At 73.9% G+C, this 17009-nt stretch carries 13 protein-coding genes; 6 read left to right on the forward strand and 7 right to left on the reverse strand.

Translation table 11 applies throughout. The annotated features are described in order from the left end of the window. Positions 1-94: 94 nt before the first annotated feature. The 3 genes from ABGB17_RS07740 to ABGB17_RS07750 all read left to right on the forward strand — a co-directional run bounded on the left by ABGB17_RS07740 (position 95) and on the right by ABGB17_RS07750 (position 4644). Complete coding sequence (locus ABGB17_RS07740) at positions 95-922, forward strand: SRPBCC domain-containing protein (protein WP_347627112.1); 828 nt, start codon at positions 95-97, stop codon at positions 920-922. A 117-nt stretch (positions 923-1039) separates the two neighbouring features. Then, positions 1040-3583: a CDP-glycerol glycerophosphotransferase family protein gene (locus ABGB17_RS07745; protein WP_347627113.1), complete on the forward strand. Its 2544-nt coding sequence runs from the start codon at positions 1040-1042 to the stop codon at positions 3581-3583. Beyond that, positions 3580-4644, forward strand: coding sequence for a glycosyltransferase (locus tag ABGB17_RS07750; RefSeq protein WP_347627114.1), 1065 nt, complete (start codon positions 3580-3582; stop codon positions 4642-4644). The genes ABGB17_RS07745 and ABGB17_RS07750 overlap by 4 nt, the downstream gene beginning before the upstream one ends. 28 nt (positions 4645-4672) lie before the next feature. On the opposite strand, the gene ABGB17_RS07755 is transcribed toward ABGB17_RS07750, so the two are convergent. Beyond that, positions 4673-5716, reverse strand: a complete 1044-nt coding sequence (locus ABGB17_RS07755) for a sulfotransferase (RefSeq protein WP_347627115.1) — start codon at positions 5714-5716, stop codon at positions 4673-4675. Next, on the reverse strand, positions 5713-6729 hold the full coding sequence (locus ABGB17_RS07760) for a CDP-alcohol phosphatidyltransferase family protein (protein WP_347627116.1): 1017 nt from the start codon (positions 6727-6729) through the stop codon (positions 5713-5715). Before ABGB17_RS07760 ends, ABGB17_RS07755 begins: the two co-directional genes overlap by 4 nt. A gap of 268 nt (positions 6730-6997) precedes the next feature. Here ABGB17_RS07760 and ABGB17_RS07765 point away from each other — a divergent pair, with 268 nt between their 5' ends. Continuing rightward, positions 6998-7750, forward strand: coding sequence for a polysaccharide deacetylase family protein (locus ABGB17_RS07765; RefSeq protein WP_347627117.1), 753 nt, complete (start codon positions 6998-7000; stop codon positions 7748-7750). Between the two features lie 153 nt (positions 7751-7903). Beyond that, complete coding sequence (locus ABGB17_RS07770) at positions 7904-8134, forward strand: DUF397 domain-containing protein (protein ID WP_347627118.1); 231 nt, start codon at positions 7904-7906, stop codon at positions 8132-8134. 16 nt (positions 8135-8150) lie between these two features. On the opposite strand, the gene ABGB17_RS07775 is transcribed toward ABGB17_RS07770, so the two are convergent. From ABGB17_RS07775 to guaA, 4 genes are all read right to left on the reverse strand, one after another. After that, a complete protein-coding gene (locus ABGB17_RS07775; RefSeq protein ID WP_347627119.1) occupies positions 8151-8627 on the reverse strand; it encodes a GDYXXLXY domain-containing protein in 477 nt (158 codons plus the stop codon). Then, positions 8624-9826, reverse strand: coding sequence for a DUF2157 domain-containing protein (locus tag ABGB17_RS07780; protein ID WP_347627120.1), 1203 nt, complete (start codon positions 9824-9826; stop codon positions 8624-8626). Before ABGB17_RS07780 ends, ABGB17_RS07775 begins: the two co-directional genes overlap by 4 nt. Before the next feature lie 34 nt (positions 9827-9860). Then, positions 9861-11102: an acyltransferase gene (locus ABGB17_RS07785; RefSeq protein WP_347627121.1), complete on the reverse strand. Its 1242-nt coding sequence runs from the start codon at positions 11100-11102 to the stop codon at positions 9861-9863. 74 nt (positions 11103-11176) lie between these two features. Next, on the reverse strand, positions 11177-12727 hold the full coding sequence (gene guaA, locus ABGB17_RS07790; protein ID WP_347627122.1) for a glutamine-hydrolyzing GMP synthase: 1551 nt from the start codon (positions 12725-12727) through the stop codon (positions 11177-11179). A gap of 138 nt (positions 12728-12865) precedes the next feature. Here guaA and ABGB17_RS07795 point away from each other — a divergent pair, with 138 nt between their 5' ends. Further along, the gene (locus ABGB17_RS07795) at positions 12866-15079 is read left to right on the forward strand and encodes a beta-propeller domain-containing protein (protein WP_347627123.1); all 2214 of its coding nucleotides are present in this window, start codon (positions 12866-12868) and stop codon (positions 15077-15079) included. Between the two features lie 241 nt (positions 15080-15320). On the opposite strand, the gene glpD is transcribed toward ABGB17_RS07795, so the two are convergent. Continuing rightward, on the reverse strand, positions 15321-17006 hold the full coding sequence (glpD, locus tag ABGB17_RS07800; RefSeq protein ID WP_347627167.1) for a glycerol-3-phosphate dehydrogenase: 1686 nt from the start codon (positions 17004-17006) through the stop codon (positions 15321-15323). Between the last annotated feature and the right edge of the window lie 3 nt (positions 17007-17009).

Here is a 17009-nt window from a genome sequence, read left to right on the forward strand (position 1 = left end):
TACAGCTGGTCGTGCGCACGAACTGGTGAGAGGAGGAGGCAGGCACTCCCGCCCTCCATCTGGGCGGCGCGTCCCTGCCGAGAATCTGATGGCGATGCGGTTCGAGCATGACTTCACGGTCCCCGTGCCCGTCGAGCAGGCGTGGGCGGTGCTCCTCGACGTGGAGCGGGTGGCGCCGTGCCTGCCGGGGGCGACGCTCGACACCGTGGAAGGGGACGCGTTCACCGGGCGGCTCAAGGTGAAGGTCGGGCCGATCACCGTGACGTACCGAGGCCAGGCGACGTTCACCACCGTCGACAAGGACGGCCACACCATCGGCATCAGCGCGTCGGGCAAGGAGGCGCGGGGCACCGGCACGGCCAAGGCGGACGTCGAGGCGGCGCTGTCCGGCGAGGGCGGCTGGACCCGGGTGAACGTGCGCACCTCCTTCAACGTCACCGGCCGCCCCGCGCAGTTCGGCCGCGGCGTGATGGCCGAGGTGGGCGCCAAGCTCATCGACCGTTTCGCCGCCAACCTCGCGGCCCTGCTCCGCGACGTCCAGGAGCCCCCCTCGGAGAAGGCCCTCGCCGAAGGCGCCGCCCCCGCGTCCACCGAGCCCGCCACCACCCCGTTCAACGAGCCCGTCGAGTCGCCCTCCCCTCAGGCGGTCCCCGCCCCTCTGAAGCCCGCCGCGAACGGCACCGAACCTCCCGCGCGCCACCTGTCGGCCGTCCCCGACCCCGCGGACGTGGAGGAGCTCAGCGCACGCGAGGCGCACCCGGCCGGCACGGCGCGCACCAGCCGCACCCCGGAGGAAGAGGCCCTGGACCTGCTGGAGGTCGCGGGTGTCCCCCTCCTCAAGCGCCTCGCCCCCGCGGCGGCGGCCGTGACCGCGGCGATCCTGCTGGCCTGGGTGCTGCGCCGCCTGTTCACCCGCCGCTAGACCCGGCGATATACGCAAAAGTCCGGCAAGTGGGGGTCAGCAGTCCCCTGGCAGAGGCGGCAGAGCGGGTGGCACGGGAATACCCGAGTCAGCACGGATGCCGACTCGGGGGGCAGCATGCGACCGGACGTCAGCGTTGTGCTCACCACCTTCGACGACCCGGACCCCCGGGTCGTGCGGTCGGTGCTCGGGCAGTCGCTGGGGAACCTGGAGCTGATCGTCGTCGGGGCCGGGACAGGCGGGCCCGGCGGCGGGGACGGGCGGGTGCGGTTCGTCGCGGGGCAGGACTCCGGCGGGCGGGGGGCGGCGCGCAACGACGGCCTGGACGCGGCGCGGGCACCGTTCGTCATGGTGCTGGACGCGGGGGCCGAGCTGACGCGGCACGCCTGCGGGAGCCTGCTCGCGGAGGTGGAGCGGACGGGGGCGGACTTCGCGACCGGGGCGATCGGGTGGGGCCAGGCGCGCGGACGGGGAACGGCGGCGGCGCCGCGGGCGGGGCTGTACGCGCCGCGGCGGGTGGTGGACGGGATACGCGCGGAGCCGCGGATGTTCCTGGACGCGGCGGCGACCAACAAGCTGTACCGGACGGCGTTCCTGCGCGAGCACGGGCTGCGGTTCCCCGAGGACGTCCACGGGGAGGACGTCGTGTTCACCTCCACGGTCTTCCGGGACGCGCGGCGGTTCGCGGTGGTGCCGTGGCCGGTGCGGCTCGTCACGGCGGGGAGGGCCGGGGACGACGCCGGCGACATGGAGGACGTGCGGCGGCGGGTGCGGGCCGCGCGGATGGCGGACGCGCGGCTGCGCGACGGCGGGGCGCCCGACCTCGTGGGTGACCGGCAGCGGCGGTTCCTGGTGCACGATCTGCGTGAGCACCTGGACGGGCTGCCGCGGCGGAGCACCGTGTGGGTCAAGGAGTTCGCGGCGGTGCTGCGGCCCTACCTGGACGAGCTGGAGCCGGGTGTCGCGGCCACGGTGGACCCGATGGTCGCGGTGTGCTGCCACCTCGTGCAGGCCGACCGGGTGGACGACCTGGTGGTCGCGGCGCGGTCGCTCACCACGCCGCGGGCCGCGCCGCGGCACGCGCTGCGGGTGGACGGGCGCACCTACTGGGGGACACGCGCGCACCCGGGACTGGACATCACGGGGCTGGGGCTGGCCGAGCTGCCGTTCTCCGCCTCGCGGATCCGGCACGAGGTCACCGAGATGACGGTGTCGGGCACGGTCGTGTCCATGACGATCAGGACGTACGACCCGTTCGCGGTGCTGCGCCGCCACCGTACCGTGGCCGACCTGGTGGTGCGGGGGGTGCGGGTGCGGCTGGCGCCCCGCAGGCAGCCCGACGGCGGGTACCTCATCAGGGCCGAGACCGACCTCGCGGAGATCCGGCCGGGACGCGACGGGCGTACCGACGCGCTCATCAGGTTCACCCGGGCCGACGGCCACCACACCAGCGACCGGCTGCTGATCGACCCCGCCACTCCCCCGCTGGCGCTCACCGCCGGCGGGCACCGGATCACCGTGGGGCCGGTGGGCGACAGCGCCTTCCTGCGCGTCCGGTGGCGCCGCGCCGGGGCGCGCCGCCGCACGGCCCGGCCGCGGCCCCGGGTGCTCACCGGCGTCCGCGTCAAGGAATGGGTGTACCGGCGGCTGATCCGCGTCGTGCGGCCCCGCCGCGACCTCGCGCTGTTCGAGTCGGCCGGCGGGGCGGCCTGCACCGGCAACCCGAAGTACGTCCACGAGGAGATCCGGCGCCGCGGCCTGCCGCTGCGGGTGTGCTGGTCGGTGCGGGACGACGCGGCGGGCTTCCCGGCGGACGTGCCCCTGGTGCGGCGGATGAGCTGGCGGTACGTCTGGCTGCTCGCCCGGTCGGGGTACTGGGTGGACGACCGCGGCCTGCCGCCCGGCTTCCCCAAGCCCGCCCGCACGCGTTACCTGCAGACGTGGGACGGGTTCCCCGGGCCGGGGGGCGGCGATCCCGCCGGGCGCGGGGCGGCGGTGACCCGGTGGGACGCCCTGGTGTCCCCCGGGCCGGAGTTCGCGCGGGTCTTCGTGCCGGCCACCGAGTTCACCGGCACCGTGCTGCCGTTCGGCTCCCCCAAGTGCGACGTGCTCGTCACCGGCGACCCCGGCGCGGCGGCTCGGGTGCGTGAGGCACTGGAGATCCCCCCGGACCGCCGGATCCTGCTGTACGCCCCGCACCCCGGCACGACGGCCGGCGACGAGCTGGAGACCCTCGCCGAGGCCCTGGCGGGCCAGTGGGTGATCGTGCTCCGCGCCGGCCCGCGGTACAGGGTGCCCCGCCGGGTGCGCCCCCTCGTGCGTTCCGCCGCCGGCTACCCCGAGGTCAACGACCTGATCCTCGCCTCGGACGCGCTGGCGGGCGACTGCATGCCGCTGGTCCGCGACTACGCCTGCACCGGCCGCCCCATCCTGATCTACTCCCCCGGCGGGCCCGCCGCGGACCCGCGCGAGCCCGTGCCCGGTCCCGTCCTGACCACCCCCAAGGAACTCGTGGCGGCCCTCGCCGACCTGGAGGACGTCAGGGAACGGCACGCCGCCCGGTACGCCGACTTCCGGGCCCTGTACTGCGCCGAGGAGACCGGGGACGCGGCCCGCCGGGTCGTCGACGCGTTCTTCCACCCGCACGAGCGCCGCCGATGACGGTCGTGTTCGTCTGTGTGGACGCCGACGCGCTGGGCGGGGTGCAGCAGGTCACGCACACGCTCGCGCAGGGCCTCGCGGTCCGGGGGTACGCGGTGCGGGTCGCCGGGCTGCGGCGGGCGGGGGCGCCGTTCCGTTACGTCGAGCGGCCGCTGTACGAGCGGCGGGCGCCGGGGTGGGGCACCCCGTGGCGCGGCGTGGCGCGGTGGTGGGGGGCGCGGACGCTGCGGGAGGCGGGCGGCGGGATCGCGGTGCTGACCTGCCCTGAGGTCACGGGCCTGCTGGCGGGGACGGTCCCGGAGGGCATGCGGGTGATCGGGCAGTACCACGGGTCGTTCGCGCAGGCCCGCGCGGGCGGACGCCTGGCGCAGGTGCGGCGGCACTACGGCACGCTGGACCGTGCCGTGTTCCCGAGCGCCGACGACGCCTGGCGGTTCGCCGAGGAGGCGCTGCTGCCGAACGCGGTGGACCTGCCGGGCCCGCTGCGCGCCTGGCCGGACACGACGTCGTACCTGGACGTGCCCCGGGTGCTCGGGGTGGGCAGGCTCGTGCCGGGCAAACGGTTCGACCGCCTGATCACCGCGTTCGCCCGCGCGGCCCGGGCCCGCGCCGGGTGGGAGCTCCACCTGGTCGGCGACGGGCCCGAGCTGCCGCGCCTGCGGGCCTGCGCGGCCGCGGCGGGCGTCGCGGACCGCGTGGTGTTCCGCGGGCGGGTCGCGGCGGCCGAGCTCGGCAGGGAGTTCCTCAACGCCGCCGTGCTCGGCCTGACCAGCGAGCACGAGGGCCTGCCGCCGGTGGTGGCAGAAGCGGCGGCGCACGGCATGCCGGCCGTCGCCTTCGACGTGTCAGGCGGGGTGCGCTCCCTGGTGCTGGACGGCACGACGGGTGTGCTCGTGCCGCACCCCGACCTGGACGCGTTCACCGGCGCCCTGGCCGGCCTGATGGCCGACCCGGCCCGCCGCCGCCGGCTCGGCGCCGCCGCCCGCGCCCACGCCGCGTCGTTCCGCCTGGAGCCGGTGCTCGACCGCTGGGAGGAGCTGTTCGCCGCCATCCACCGCTGATCAGCCCTTGATGAGCTCCCCCGCCGCGTCAGCCCTTGATGAGCTCCCCCGCCACGCGCGGCCGGGGCACCCCGGCCAGGGCGAGCTGGCCGGAGGTCAGCATGGCGGCGAGCGGGCCCGGCTCACGGCGGCGGTTCACCTGGTCGCGTGCCTGGCGCTCCAAGCGGCCGAGAGCGCGACGGGTCGCGGTCCTGCGGTAGGTGAGCAGGTGCCGGGCGGACGGCGACGGCGCGCCGCTGAGCTCGTAGCCGTGGTCGCGCAGGCGCCGGGACAGCACGTGCTCGCACAACGCGACCTCCCAGGGCTCGAGGCGCGCGGCCCAGCTCCCCACCCGGGCCGCCGAGACCTCGTTGCGGGTGTTGCGGTGCCACACCTTCCGCGCGGGCACGGCGACGTCGGCCACCCGCTGCGGCTCGCACATCGACGGGTCGAACTCCTCGCCGAGGAACTCGCACAGCTTGGACAGCTCCCCCGCGGGGTCGGCGGTGAGGTCCTCGTAGCGCAGCTCGTGGTAGCTCCCGGGCGGCAGCGACCTCGCCAGGCGCCGGCCCTGGTCCACGGACTCGGCCCAGTTGGCGACGGCGTGGTAGACGTCCAGGGTGTACCACGGCATCTCCTTCAGGGACGCGACGCAGTCACGGCCGTCCCTGACCAGGTGCACGAACTGCGCGTCGGGGAACAGCCGCAGCAGCACGTCGACGTACTTCACGTAGCTCGGCCGCTTGTCGCCCCACCGCGCCTTGCCGAACCGCTCGGCGTACTCGCGGAACGCCTCGCCGACCACCGAGCCGAGCGAGCCGGGCCCCTCGGTGGCCCGGCGCACGTACTCCGCCCGGTCGAGACCGAGCTCGTGGAACTTGGTGGCCTTGTCGCCCGCGATCCACTCGGCCAGCGCGCGGCGCCGCCCGGCGTCGCGCATGTCGCCGTGGACGCGGCGGTGGTAGTAGGCGGACAGCAGGAACCGCGTCTCCGGCGGGACCGCGATGCGCTTGTGCGCGTGCAGCATGAGCTGCAGCATCGTGGTGCCGGAGCGCGGGCAGCCGACCACGAAGATCGGCCGGTCGGTACTCATCGGATCTCCACCCCCGTACGGAACGGATCGGTCCGCAGGCGTGGGCCCGCGGCGGGACGCGGCGCCGGCCGTACGGCCCGGGCCGCCACCGCGCGCGTGGCCTGCCACATGCGGTAGATCAGGAAGACTTCGTTGAGGACGAGCAGGGCGCCCGCCCCCGCCGCGACCGGCAGCAACGCCCCGGCCCCGGCGAGCGGGGCCAGCACGAACACGGCCGCGTGGAACTCGATGCCGCTCATCAGGTGCGTGCGCACCCGGTGCGCGGCGAGGACCCCGCCGGCCCGCCGCCGCGCCCCGGCCACCGGGAGCGGCACCGGGGGCGGCGCCGCGACGTGGCCCGGCGGCGCGTGGGACAACTTCATCGCCGGGTGAGCCTCGTGAGCCACCTGAGCGTCGTGAGCCGGGGGGACCGGCGCGGTGGGCGTCACGGGGCCGAAGGGCGTCACGAACTCGGGCCGCGCCGTGGGCCGCGACGGCACCCGGTGCGGCGCGGGCTCCCTGGTGAGCCACTCGACCGCCATGGCGTCGAGCCGTGCCCTGGCGGTGCGGCGCACCCGCCTCATCTGCGGCGCGTTGACGTACCGGAACAGGTCCAGGATCGCGACGCCCGCGCCGAGCAGCACGTACTCCAGCCGTCCCGTGGCCGCGTACTGGCCGTACGCGAGGCCGCAGGCGCAGCAGACCACCCGGAAGCGGTCGCCCACGTGGTCAAGCCACAGGCCGAACGGCGTGCCGGTGCCCTTCAGCCGGGCGATCTTGCCGTCCACGCAGTCGACCGTGAAGCTCAGGTAGAACACCAGCGCGCCGAGCGCCAGGTGACCGGCCGCGAAGCACGCCGCCGCCCCCACGCCGAGGAGCAGTGACAGGCGGGTGAGGCCGTTCGGCGTGATGTCGGTGTGGTTCGCCACGAGCAGCGCGGCCCGGCAGGCGACCGGGTCGACGAAGAACACCGTCCACCACGAGTCTTTGCGCTTGCGCGTCGCCCGGATGTCATCCAGCGAATAGGACCCCATGGCCACCCAGCATGACTACCCCAAGTCATCGGAATCTTACCCTGTGTAAGTCGCATGAGGTCTGCAGATGGATTCTTGACCGGCCCGGGCGCCTGCCGTCGTTCCTCTTGACCTGCGCGCAGGGTAATGGCCGCCGGCGGAGGAGGAGTGAGACGCGATCACGGGGGAAGCGGGGACGCCGCGCGCTGATTTACCGGTATCGCATGGTTTCTCAGCTAGAGCGGCATTTGGGATAGGGTGGCGCGGCGCTGATGGAAGGAGATGGACGATGCGGCGGTGGTTCCCGATCGTGACGGCGGCCCTGGCGGCCCTGGTGGCGGCGGCCCCGGCCGCGGCGGCCGATCCGAGCGGGGCGGCGAGGACCGGCGCGACGGCGGGGAAGGCCGCGAAGGCGAAGCCCGTCAACTGCGCCAAGGTGAAGTGCATCGCCCTGACCTTCGACGACGGCCCCGGCCGCTACACCGGCAAGCTGCTGGAGACCCTGCGCGAGAACAAGACCACGGTCACGTTCTTCCTGATGGGCGAGCACGTCGACAAGTACCGTGGGACGGCCCGCGCCATCGCCCGCGCCGGGCACGAGATCGGCAACCACACCTACGCCCACCCGCACCTGACGTCGCTGTACGACGGCCTGATCCGCGACGAGCTGGTGCGCGCCCAGGACTCCATCGAGCGGGCCACCGGCAAGCGCCCCACCCTCATGCGACCGCCGTACGGCGACACCGACGACCGGGTGTCCGGCATCGCCGCCGAGCTCGGGCTGGCGCAGATCCTGTGGAACCGCACGTCCCGCGACTGGGAGCTGCGCGACAGCAAGGCCATCACCAAGCGGGTGCTCAAGGACGCCGCGCGCAACCGGATCGTGCTGATGCACGACATCTGGCCGGAGACGGTGGCCGCGATGCCCGGCATCCTGCGTTCGCTGAAGAAGAAGGGCTTCCACGTCGTGACGGTCGGCACGCTGCTGCGGGGCCGCGAGCTCGCGCCCGGGGAGATGTACCCGCTCACCGGCTGGCGCTGACCCGCCGGTTCCCGTCCGGAACCGATCCGTCACGGATCGGCGCGGCGGGCTGGGACGACGTGTATTCTCTCGAACTGGTGTGCCGTACCACTGTTCTCCGGCCACGCGTGATCCGACGTCCCCGGGCTGTTGCCGAAGGAGATCTGGTCGACGATGAGTGACGCAGGTGAGAAGACCGAGCTGTACGCCATGGACATCTCCGATGTCACCTGGCTGAGCGCCCCTGGCAGCACGTCCGACGACCGCATCGAGATCGCCTACCTGCCGGGTGGCGCCGTCGCCCTGCGCAACCCGGCCGATCCCAACGGCACCGTGCTGCGCTACACCGCCGGCGAGTGGCGCGCCTTCGTCCTCGGTGTGCGCGACGGCGAGTTCGACGACTGACGCCAGGCCGCCGCCCTCAGCGGGGCTCGATGTCCAGCACGGCGGCGTTGCCCTCGTCGTCGACGCGCACCACCGCGGCGGCGGTGCCGGCCCTCAGCTCGTCCTGCACCCGGCGGGCGGCGTCCTCCGGCATGAACAGGCTGTCGATGCCGCAGCTCAGCGGCCCCTCTCCCCGGGTCTCGCACGCCAGGTACGGCGGGGCGGCCGGGCGGCTCGTGACGATGCCGGTGCCCTTCCACACCGTGCCGTCGCGGGTCAGGGGCACGAACACCCGGCCGGGGCGCAGGTTCCGCGCGACGGGCAGTCCGGGGTAGTCGAGCGCGGCGTACGCGCCGCGGAACGGGTCGATGGGGTCCACCGGGCCCACGGCGAGGCGGTACCGCGTGCCGGTCAGCCGGGCGGACAACTGGGGCCACACCGCGACCGCGAGCAGCGCGAGCTGGAGCACGATCGCCGCGGCCACCAGCACCGGGCGGGACGTCAGACGGTTCATCGCACCACCCGCATGAGCCTGCGGCGGCCGTAGTCGACCAGCACGCCGGTGACCAGGAACACCACGCCGAGCACGAGGAACAACGCCGCGCCGGACAGCAGCGGCTGGAACACCGCGAAGCTCTGCACCGTCACGAACAGGACCAGCGCGGCGGTGACGAGGTACACCAGCGGCGACAGATCGCGCCGCGCGGCGACGACCGCGAACCACACGGCGGACAGCACGTACACCAGCGTGCCCGCGAGCGCCCGCGCGGTCTGCGCCGCTCCCGGTCCGGCCGGGTACGCCGGCAGCTCTGGCGCCCAGGCCACCAGCAGCAGCGCGGCGCCCAGCATGAGCACCACCGCGGCGACCTCCCTGCGCCCGCCGGTGTCACCCAGCGCGAACGCGGCCGCGCCGGCCAGCACCACGGCCACCAGCCCGGGCCAGATCGCCACCGAGCCGTACATGCCGCCGGCGCCGGACGCACGCGGGAAGGCGGCGACGAACAGGCCGACGAGCACGAGCACCACCCCGGTGAGGCGCCACAGCGGGGCGAACTCAGGACGCCACCCCGCCTCGTGCAGCACGGCGACCGCCACGGACACCACGCCCGCGATCAGCAGGGCCACCGCGACACCGCCCCCGACGGACAGGTGCTCCCCGGCGAACCAGCCGTACCAGCCCGCGCCGAGCACAAGCGCGGCAAGCAGGGGCCCGCGGGCCCCGGTGGCGTAGGCGTAGGCCAGGGACCCCGCGGCCCACACGCCGAGCAGGCTCGACTCGTACGCGGGAACCTGGAGGCTCTGCGCGGCCTGGAAGACCACACCGCCCCCCGCGAGCACGGTCACCAGCCGGGCCGCCTCCGCCCCGCCCTCGGCGCCCGGCCGGGGGCGGCCGTCCGGTCCGGGGCGGACGACACGCGCCAGGATCTCGCCGAGCACGGCGGCGCCCAGCCAGATGATCAGGATGCCGGCGAACCGGGTCAGCGGCGAGATGAGGTGGAGGTTGGCCGAGACCAGCCAGATGAGGCCGACGCCGAGGAAACCGCCGCCGAGCACGAGGATGAGCCGCTCCAGGCTCAGCCGGCGCCCGGGGACGTAGCGGCCGGCGATCTGTGCGGCCGTCCCGGCGTCGATCAGGCCGTCGGCCTGCCAGCGGGCCAGCTCACCGCGCAGCCACTCCAGGCGCCGTGCCGGCACCCGGGTCGTCGCGTCCATTGTTTCTTCTCCGCTCACGGGCCGCGCGGCCCGGTCAGCCAAGGTTACTGGCGGAAACCGCCCGGCGGCTCGGGGTGCCCTGAGGCGGCGCGGGCAGCGAACGCGCGAGGCGGCGGCCGAGGGCCTGCATGGGCCGCTCCACCACACGGTAGGTCAGCCAGCTCAGCCCGAGCACCACGGCGATGTACGCCACGGCGAGCGCCGCCTGCAGGAGCAGGGGCTCGCGGCGGGGGTCGCCGTACAGGGCGAGGAACAGTTTCAGCAGGGGGTGGTGGAGCAGGTAGACCGAATAGCTGACCAGGCCGAGCCACACCAGCGCGCGGGGCACCGCGCGGCGGCGGCAGGCCATGCCGAGCGCGAAGGTGGCGGCCGCCAGCGCCATGGTGACATGCCACACCGGCGGGTCGGCCCACCACCCGGCCCTCGCGGCGAAGAACGGCACGACGGAGAGCGGCACCACCACCCCGGCGACCGCCCAGAGGTGGGAGATCTGGCCACGCTCCCAGCGGTACAGCACGGTGCCGGTGAACATGACGGCCAGGATGGCCGGGCCGAGCCACGGCGCACGCCCGCCGGCCAGCACCAGGACCACCGCGAGCCCGCCGACGACCACCGCCCCGGCGGCGCGCACCCGGCCCGTCCCCGCGATCACGAGGGCGAGGCCGGCGGCCATCACGCCGAGGGAGATCAGCGCCGCGGGGACGTACGCGGTGAGCGGCCTCGCCAGCAGCAGACCGGTGCCGAGCGCGGCCACCGCGAACGCGACCGCCCACAGGCCGCTGCGCCGGTGCAGGCCGCCGACGAACAGCGCGGTGACCAGCAGGTAGAAGGCCATCTCATAGGAGAGGGTCCACATGGTGTCGGCGAACCCGGCCGCCCACACCATGTCGATCAGCATGGTGGCGTGCGCGGCGGCCGTCTCGGGGTCGAGCCCGAGCCCCCGCCGCAGCGGCACCAGCGGGACGCACAGCAGCACGACCCCGATGACCAGCAGGTACAGCGGGTAGAGCCGGAACAGCCTGCCCAGCCAGAACGCGCGCACGTCCCCCCTGCTCTCCAGCGAGGCCGGGATGACGTACCCGCTGACCAGGAAGAACACCATCACACCGTAGATGCCGAGGTTCATCCAGTACGGCCGCAGCCCCGGCAGGAAGCGGTACAGCATGTGCTCCAGCACCACCGCGATCGCCCCCACCCCGCGCAGCGCGTCCAGCCACGCCAGTCGCTGGCCTGCGTGCGAGGGGGTACCCGGGAGAACCGGCTGGGGGGTCGGCATCCGACCAGGCTGACCCACACCGCGCCGCGAGGCAACCGATATCGGTCAACCGGCGGCTGGGCGGCGCGGCGCGGTCACTCCCACTCGATGGTGCCCGGGGGCTTGCTGGTGACGTCGAGGACCACCCGGTTGATCTCGCGCACCTCGTTGGTGATGCGGGTGGAGACGCGGGCGAGCACGTCGTACGGGACGCGGGACCAGTCGGCGGTCATGGCGTCCTCGCTGCTGACGGGACGCAGGACGACCGGGTGGCCGTAGGTGCGGCCGTCGCCCTGGACCCCCACCGAGCGGACGTCGGCGAGCAGGACCACGGGGCACTGCCAGATGTCGCGGTCGAGGCCGGCGCGGGACAGCTCCTCGCGGGCGATGGCGTCGGCCTCACGCAGGATGGCCAGGCGGTCGGCGGTGACCTCGCCGACGATGCGGATGCCGAGGCCGGGGCCGGGGAACGGCTGGCGCCACACCATGGCAGGAGGCAGGCCGAGCTCCTCGCCGGCCCTGCGTACCTCGTCCTTGAACAGGGTGCGCAGGGGCTCCACCAGGGAGAACTTCAGATCGTCCGGCAGGCCGCCGACGTTGTGGTGTGACTTGATGTTGGCGGCGCCGGTGCCGCCGCCGGACTCCACGACGTCGGGGTAGAGCGTGCCCTGCACCAGGAAGTCGACCGGGCCGTCCGCCATGACGGCCCGCTGCTCGTCCTCGAAGACCCGGATGAACTCCCGGCCGATGATCTTGCGCTTCTCCTCGGGGTCGGTCACCCCGGACAGCGCCTTGAGGAACCGCTCCGCGGCGTCCACCACCCGCAGCCGCACCCCGGTGGCGGCCACGAAGTCGCGCTCCACCTGCTCGGCCTCGCCCTTGCGCAGCAGGCCGTGGTCGACGAACACACAGGTCAGACGGTCGCCGATGGCCCGCTGCACGATCGCGGCGGCCACCGCGGAGTCCACGCCGCCGGACAGGCCGCAGATCGCCCGCCCCTCGGGGCCCACCTGGGCGCGCACGGCGTCCACGGCGTCCTCGACGATGTTGAGCATGGTCCAGGACGGCCGGCAGCCCGCCGCGTCGAGGAAGTGCTTCAGCACGGCCTGGCCGTGGTCGGAGTGCAGCACCTCGGGGTGGAACTGCACGCCGTACAGCCCCCTGCCGGGGTGCTCCATGACGGCCACAGGCGTGTCGGACGTCCACCCCGTCACCTGGAAACCCTGGGGCGCGGCGACCACGCTGTCGCCGTGGGACATCCACACCGACTGCGTCGCGGGCAGCCCGGCGAGCAGCACGCCCTCGCTGCTCACTGTGAGCTGGGTGCGGCCGTACTCGGAGATGCCGGTGTGCGCCACCTGGCCGCCGAGCACCCGCGCCATCTCCTGGAAGCCGTAGCAGATGCCGAACGTCGGCACACCGGTCTCGAACAGGCCCTCCGGCGCGGCGGGCGCGCCCTCGGCGTACACCGACGCCGGGCCGCCCGACAGGATGATGGCCTTCGGCCGCTTGGCGAGCATCTCGTCCACCGGCATCGTGGACGGGACGATCTCGGAGTACACATGGCACTCGCGGACCCGCCGGGCGATCAGTTGCGCGTACTGCGCACCGAAGTCGACCACCAGGACCGTGTCGAACTCAGACACCGAAAGACCCCCAAAGAGCTGCCGCGATGCCCCTAGTCTATCGACGGCCCCGGATGGCCGGACGAATTCCAAGATCCACCGATGTGACCCCCGCCACTTCCCCGTGAACCGCGCCCGCGCCGGATTCGTCGTAGGGGCATGAGGACTTCGATCGGCACGGCCGCCGCCGTCGCACTCGCCCTCGGGCTGCTCGCGACGGCATGCACGGGCGGCGGTACGGCGACGCCCCCCGCCTCCTCCGCGACGGCCCCGGCGGGCACGCCGGTGAGCCTCGGCGCCATCAAGCTGGTCTCCTACAGCTCGTGCGACGACATGCTGTCCGGTCTGCGTGAGGCGGCGGCCAAGACGGTCGGGCCGTGGGGCTTCGGCGGGGACACGCTGTTCCGCTCCGCCCGCGAGAACGCGGCCACGGCGCAGGCCGACGCCAAGGGCGCACCCGCCCACTCCACGACGAACGTCCACGAGGCGGGCACCGACGAGCCCGACCTGGTCAAGACGGACGGCGAGCGGATCATCACGGTCACCCGGGGCGTGCTGCGGGTCGTGGACGCCGCCACCAGGAAGGTCACCGGCACGCTGCGGCTGCTGACGACCGAGCAGGGGTGGGTCGCGGCGAACCTGCTGGTGAACGGCGACCGGGCGCTGGTGCTGCTCGGCGAGGGCTCGATGGTCCCGCCCGGCGCCATGGCCAAGCGGGCGGCGCCCGTGTCCGGCCCGCGGTACGTGCTGGTCGATCTGGCGCAGATGAAGGAGATCGGCTCGCTCAGCCCGCTCGGGCAGCAGGTGGACGCCCGCATGGTGGGCTCCACCGTGCGGATCGTGGTCCGCTCCCAGCCGGTCATCGAGTTCCCCGAGGGGCGCCCGGACGACACGGAGCAGGAGCGCCTCGCGCGCAACAAGAAGGCCGTCGAGGAGGCGCCGATCGAGGCGTGGCTGCCGCGGTACGACGTCACCGGGGCCGACGGGAAGACGCGCACGGAGCGGGTGCCGTGCGAGCAGGTCAGCCACCCGGCCGAGTACACCGGCACCTCCATGCTCACGATGCACACCATCGACCTCGGGGCGGCCATCGACGGCGGCGAGCCGATCAGCGTGGCGGCGGACGGCGACACCGTGTACGCCACCCCGTCCAGCCTCTACGTGACCAGCAACCCCGGCTGGTGGGGCCGGGGCCGGGTCCGCCTCCCGATCATCGTCGAGGACGAGCCCGCCGACGTGGTGCCGGTCGACCCCAAGGCCACCCCGGTCCCGGCGCCGGTGAGCCCCGCCGGGGAGGCGGCGTCCACGCCGTCCGGCCCGGTCGCCCCGAAGGCCGAGACCTCCCCCCCGGACGAGAAGGTGGAGCCGAGCAACGACCCCTCGATGCCGTCGCTGCTCCCCGAGCCCACACCCACCGCGCCCTCCGCGACCCCCACCGGCGAGCTGCCGCCGCCCGCCACCGAGCCGCCGACCGGTACGCCCGAGCCCAAGGTCACCCCGGACCCCGCCGATTCGCAGCCGCCGGAGCGCACCGAGGTGCACCGGTTCGACATCACCGGCCCCGGCACGCCGCGGTACACCGGCTCGGGTGAGGTGCCGGGGCGGCTGCTCAACCAGTACTCCCTGTCCGAGCACGAGGGGTACCTGCGGGTCGCCACCACCTCGTTCGATCCTTCGGGGATGACCAGGGGGGACACCTCCAGCGGGGTGTACGTGCTGAAGGCCGACACCCTGGAGCAGGCCGGCGAGGTGACCGGGCTCGGGAAGAGCGAGCGGATCTACTCGGTGCGGTTCATCGGGCCTGCCGGGTACGTCGTCACCTTCCGTGAGACCGACCCGCTGTACACGCTGGACCTGCGCGACCCCGCCCAGCCGAAGGTCAGCGGCGAGCTGAAGATCACCGGGTTCTCGTCCTACCTGCACCCGGCCGGCGACGGGCGGCTGCTCGGCATCGGGCAGGAGGCGAGCGAGCGGGGCCAGATCCAGGGCACGCAGATCTCGCTGTTCGACGTGAGCGACCCCGCGGCGCCGGAACGCCTCGCCCAGTTCCACAAGAAGGAGTCGTCGTCCGAGGCCGAGGGGGACCCGCACGCGTTCTTCTACTGGCCGGCGACCGGGCAGGCCGTGGTGCCGCTGAACACCTGGAACGGCGAGCAGAACTCGGCGGTGGTGCTGAAGGTCGGCGAGGACTCCCTCACCGAACAGGGCGTGATCACGCATCCGGTGCCGAAGCAGGACGAGCGGAACCCGCTCGACCCGCGGGTGCGGCGGGGCCTGATGATCGGTGAGACGCTGTGGACGCTCTCGGACAACGGGCTCAAGGCCAGCGACGCCGCCACCCTCGACGAGCAGGGGTGGGTGCCCTTCACCTGACAGATGGCTTCCGGGTCGTATCGCGCAGTACGGCCCGGGGGTGCCAGGCCGTACGGTACTCGTCCGCGGCGAGCCGAGACGGGGACCGTACGGCCCACGGCACCGAGGGAACGGCGCCGCCGCCGGGCCACGCACCCACACTGCCCCGGCCCGGCGGCGGCGCTGGGCCACGCACCCGCGTCCGCCGGGCCCGGCCGCTGCGCATGCCCGTCCAGCAGGCGCTCGTGGCCGTCCCGGCCGGTCAGACGGACTTGGGGTCGGGCTCGGTGACCGGGACGATCTCCGGGGCGCCGAGGCGGATGGCGTCGGCCTCCTGGTCGGTGTCCTGCTCCTGGGAGCGGCGCTCGGCCTCGATGCGCTTGGTGTAGTACTCGACCTCACGCTTGACCTGCTCGGCGTCCCAGCCGAGCGGGCCAGCCAGCAGCTCGGCGGCCTCCTGGGCGACGGCCGTGCCCCGGTGGAAGGTCTCGATCGAGATGCGGGTGCGGCGGGTCAGGACGTCGTTGAGGTGGCGGGCACCCTCGTGGGTGGCCGCGTAGACCACCTCGGCGCGCAGGTAGTCGTCAGCGCCGGGCAGGGGGCGGCCGAGCGAGGGGTCCTCCTGGATCAGCGTGAGCACCTCGTCGATCAGCGAGCCGAACCGCTGGAGCAGGTGCTCGATGCGGGCGACATGCAGGCCGGACTCGCGGGCCAGCCGGTGCCGGGAGTTCCACAGCGCCTGGTAGCCCTCGGCGCCCACCAGCGGGATGCGGTCGGTGCAGGACGGCGGCACCCGCCGGTCCAGGCCGTGCGCGACGGCGCTCACCGCGTCCTCGGCCATCACACGGTACGTGGTGTACTTGCCACCCGCGATCATGACAAGGCCCGGCACGGGGTGGGTGACCACGTGCTCCCTGGACAACTTGGACGTCTCCTCGGACTCCCCGGCGAGCAGCGGCCGAAGGCCCGCGTACACGCCCTCGACGTCGTCGCGGGTGAGCGGGACCGAGAGCACCGCGTTGACGTGGTCGAGCACGTAGTCGATGTCCTGGCGCGAGGCCGCCGGGTGGGCCTTGTCCAGGGACCACTGGGTGTCGGTGGTGCCGACGATCCAGTGACGGCCCCAGGGGATCACGAACAGCACGGACTTCTCTGTGCGCAGGATGATGCCGGTGAGCGAGTGGATGCGGTCCCTCGGCACCACCAGATGCACGCCCTTGGACGACCGCACGTGGATCTGCCCGCGCCCGCCGACCAGTTCCTGGATCTCGTCGGTCCACACGCCCGTGGCGTTCACCACCTGCCGGGCCCGCACGTCGTACTCGGTGCCCGCCTCCAGGTCCCTGATCCGCACCCCGGTGACCCGCTCCCCCTCGCGCAGGAACCCGATGACCTTGGTCCGCGAGGCCACCTGGGCGCCGTACGCCGCGGCGGTGCGCAGCATGGTGGTGACGTACCGGGCGTCGTCCACCTGCGCGTCCCAGTACTGCACCGCGCCTGTCATCGCCGACTTGCGCAGCGCGGGCGCCAGCCGCAGGGCACGGCGCCGGGACAGGTGCCGGTGGCCCGGCACGCCGCGGGTCAGGCCCGCAGAGAAGCCGAGCGAGTCGTACATGACCAGGCCGGCGCCGACGTAGGGCCGCTCCCAGAGGTGATGGGTCAGCGGGAAGAGGAACGGCACCGGGCGGACGAGATGAGGTGCGATCCGCTGCAGCAGCAACGACCGCTCCCGCAGCGCCTCGCGCACCAGGTCGAAGTTCATCTGCTCCAGGTACCGCAAGCCCCCGTGGATCAGCTTGGACGACCGGGAGGACGTCCCTGACGCGAAGTCCCGCGCCTCCACCAGCCCCACAGAAAGCCCCCGGGTGACCGCGTCGAGCGCGACCCCCGACCCGACGACCCCGCCTCCCACGACCACGACGTCCAGCTCCTGCGCGGGATCCGCCATGCG

It is taken from the genome of Sphaerisporangium sp. B11E5 (assembly GCF_039871875.1).
In the GTDB taxonomy this organism is placed as follows: domain Bacteria; phylum Actinomycetota; class Actinomycetes; order Streptosporangiales; family Streptosporangiaceae; genus Sphaerisporangium.

What these genes read in the sequence shown, in the direction of transcription:
- ABGB17_RS07740 (WP_347627112.1), top strand. Translation starts at nt 95, where the DNA reads ATGCGGTTCGAGCATGACTTCACGGTCCCCGTGCCCGTCGAGCAGGCG.
- ABGB17_RS07745 (WP_347627113.1), top strand. Translation starts at nt 1,040, where the DNA reads ATGCGACCGGACGTCAGCGTTGTGCTCACCACCTTCGACGACCCGGAC.
- ABGB17_RS07750 (WP_347627114.1), top strand. Translation starts at nt 3,580, where the DNA reads ATGACGGTCGTGTTCGTCTGTGTGGACGCCGACGCGCTGGGCGGGGTG.
- ABGB17_RS07755 (WP_347627115.1), bottom strand. Translation starts at nt 5,716, where the DNA reads ATGAGTACCGACCGGCCGATCTTCGTGGTCGGCTGCCCGCGCTCCGGC.
- ABGB17_RS07760 (WP_347627116.1), bottom strand. Translation starts at nt 6,729, where the DNA reads ATGGGGTCCTATTCGCTGGATGACATCCGGGCGACGCGCAAGCGCAAA.
- ABGB17_RS07765 (WP_347627117.1), top strand. Translation starts at nt 6,998, where the DNA reads ATGCGGCGGTGGTTCCCGATCGTGACGGCGGCCCTGGCGGCCCTGGTG.
- ABGB17_RS07770 (WP_347627118.1), top strand. Translation starts at nt 7,904, where the DNA reads ATGAGTGACGCAGGTGAGAAGACCGAGCTGTACGCCATGGACATCTCC.
- ABGB17_RS07775 (WP_347627119.1), bottom strand. Translation starts at nt 8,627, where the DNA reads ATGAACCGTCTGACGTCCCGCCCGGTGCTGGTGGCCGCGGCGATCGTG.
- ABGB17_RS07780 (WP_347627120.1), bottom strand. Translation starts at nt 9,826, where the DNA reads ATGGACGCGACGACCCGGGTGCCGGCACGGCGCCTGGAGTGGCTGCGC.
- ABGB17_RS07785 (WP_347627121.1), bottom strand. Translation starts at nt 11,102, where the DNA reads ATGCCGACCCCCCAGCCGGTTCTCCCGGGTACCCCCTCGCACGCAGGC.
- ABGB17_RS07795 (WP_347627123.1), top strand. Translation starts at nt 12,866, where the DNA reads ATGAGGACTTCGATCGGCACGGCCGCCGCCGTCGCACTCGCCCTCGGG.
- glpD (WP_347627167.1), bottom strand. Translation starts at nt 17,006, where the DNA reads ATGGCGGATCCCGCGCAGGAGCTGGACGTCGTGGTCGTGGGAGGCGGG.